2 protein-coding genes are annotated in these 2,632 nt (G+C 30.2%); both read left to right on the plus strand.

The annotated features are described in order from the left end of the window. The first annotated feature begins 187 nt into the window (after positions 1-187). Positions 188-1,534 (plus strand): IS21 family transposase, encoded by a 1,347-nt coding sequence (gene istA / locus U9R42_09085; GenBank protein MEA3496173.1) that lies wholly within the window; start codon positions 188-190, stop codon positions 1,532-1,534. 13 nt (positions 1,535-1,547) lie between these two features. After that, complete coding sequence (gene istB, locus U9R42_09090; GenBank protein ID MEA3496174.1) at positions 1,548-2,306, plus strand: IS21-like element helper ATPase IstB; 759 nt, start codon at positions 1,548-1,550, stop codon at positions 2,304-2,306. Positions 2,307-2,632: the final 326 nt, after the last annotated feature.

Here is a 2,632-nt window from a genome sequence, read left to right on the forward strand (position 1 = left end):
TTTGCCTTTAATTATTTTTGGATAGATTTTTTCATTCATACCTCTTTATTTTAATTAACATTTCAGTTGCAAATATAATACTTTATTTCAATATGTTGCAAATTTATTAGTTAACACTACACTATAGCACAAAAAAAACCTAATAACTAACTGATTATTAAATATCTATTTTTTTAAGTTTTTTTCTGTGGAAAACTCAAGTTCAAGTCGTAAAAAACTCAGGATGACCCAAGAGATAGAAGAAGAAATAAAATATTGCATAAATCAAAATACTCAAAAATGCAATCAAGGGCTTCGTAAGCAAATAATGAAGAAAATAGATATTCACGAATATTTATTATCAAAAGGTTACGAAATTGGCTACACAACAATTTGTAATTATATAAGAGAAAAAGAATCTTTAGGAAAAGAAAGTTTTGTAAAACAAATTTATAATCCGAGCGAAGTTTGTGAGTTTGATTGGGGTGATGTGAAATTGTTTATAGATGGTAAATTACAAACTTTAAATATGGCAGTTTTCACCAGTGCGTATAGCAATTATCGTTGGGCAAAACTGTTTTATCGGCAAGACACTTTAGCATTTAGCCAATGTCATATAGATTTTTTCTCACACTTAGAGGGAGTCCATAAAGAAATTGTTTACGATAATATGAGAGTAGTAATAGCGAGATTTGTTGGACGAACAGAAAAAAAACCGACTGAAGCATTACTGGAGCTTTCAAATTATTACAAATTTGGATTTCGGTTTTGTAACATACGCAAAGGTAATGAGAAAGGACATGTTGAAAGAAGTGTAGAATATGTTCGTAGAAAATCGTTTTGTATAAAAGATAAATTTGCCAACATAGCTGAAGCCAACAAACATCTGCAAGAAAGTTGTGATAAATTAAATGATACAACTCAGCAATTATCAAAAAATAAAACAGCAAATAAACTTTTTGAAGCAGAGAAATTACATCTATATGAGAGCAAAATTCCTTATAAATGTTTTAAAGATGAGCATGTAAAAGTTGATAAATATTCAACAATAATTCTTTATGGCAACCGATATTCAGTACCTGATTTTCTTGTAGGGAAACTGCTTGATGTTAGAGTTTTTGCAGAACGAATAGATGCTTATTATAACACAGAATTGGCTTGCAGTCATGCTCGAAATTATGGAGCACATACTTGGGATTTAGATATAAATCATTACCTTACAACATTGATTCGTAAACCGGGAGCATTAAAAGGTTCTATGGTTTTTTCTCAATTAAGCTCTCAAGTTAAAAATATTTACAAAGAGTATTTTATAGACGAAAGTAAAGATTTTATAGAATTATTGCAATACTGTAAAAACAATGAAATTAGTTTTGAAACAGTAGAAAAAGCAATAAAAAAAGTAAAACAAATAACACCTGCAAACATCAGTAGAGACAAGGTGTTGGCTGTTATGAATAAAGAAAAAGAGTCTATTAAAGAAGAAAAAAGAGATAATGAAATTTACCATCATTCACAGGCTATGTTAAAAGAATTAAATATCTTATTCAATTAAAAAAAAAGAAAAGATGAAATCAATAAATGATAATATAAAAACATTAACAAAAGAGATAGGTTTACCCGGTATCCGCAAGAATTTTGAACTTCTTCTTGATGAGTTTAAAGAGAAGGACAAAAGCTATAATCAGTTTCTATACAAGTTATTAGAATTAGAATTTACATCCCGTACAAAGAGCCGAAAAGCATCAAGGATAAGACAAGCAATGTTTCCTTACAAAAAATATCTTGATGAGTTAAAAATAGAAGAACTTCCTGATGATGCCAAAACAAAATTACCTGAACTTGAAAATCTTGATTTTATAAAACATGGAAGGAATATTATTTTGGCAGGTAACCCTGGAACAGGCAAAACACATATTGCAATAGCCCTTGGACTAAGAGCCTGTTTAAACGATTACAAGGTGCATTTTACAACAGTTCCACGCCTTATAACCCAGCTAAAAGAAAGTCGTTCAGAAAGGACTTTAAGACAATTTGAAAATCGTTTTGAAAAATATGATTTAGTAATTTGTGATGAGTTTGGATATATCTCATTTGATAAAGAAGGAGCAGAATTATTGTTTTCTCACCTTTCTTTACGAGCCGGAATAAAATCAACAATCATAACAACCAACCTGTCTTTTGACCGCTGGAGTGAAATATTTGGTGATACAATATTAACTGCTGCAATGGTTGATAGACTTACTCATAAAGCACATATTGTGAACATGAATGGAAAATCATATAGAACAAAAGAAACATTACAATACTTCAACAAAACTCTGTAACCATGAATGAAAAAATAAAAAAATGGAAAAAGTTAAAAATCCGACCGCCAAGTTTTGGCTTGCTTTTTTTTTAAAAAAAAAGCAAGCCAAAACTTGAACAAAATCTTAACAACTACTTCTTGAAATTAGTTGTATTTTTGTTCCTTTAACTGGATACTTTTCAGTTAATACTACTGGTACTTTTTCGGTTAATATATACAGTTGTCAGAATACGACCGCGACAATCTCGGGCTTTTTAGCAGAGGTAGTCAAAAACAGTCCTCAGTCGGCAGTCTCCAGCCAGCAGTCAAATTCCAAATAAACAAAAAGAAGTACTTAGAGTACTT

The organism is Bacteroidota bacterium, from assembly GCA_034723125.1.
Taxonomy (GTDB): domain Bacteria; phylum Bacteroidota; class Bacteroidia; order CAILMK01; family JAAYUY01; genus JAYEOP01.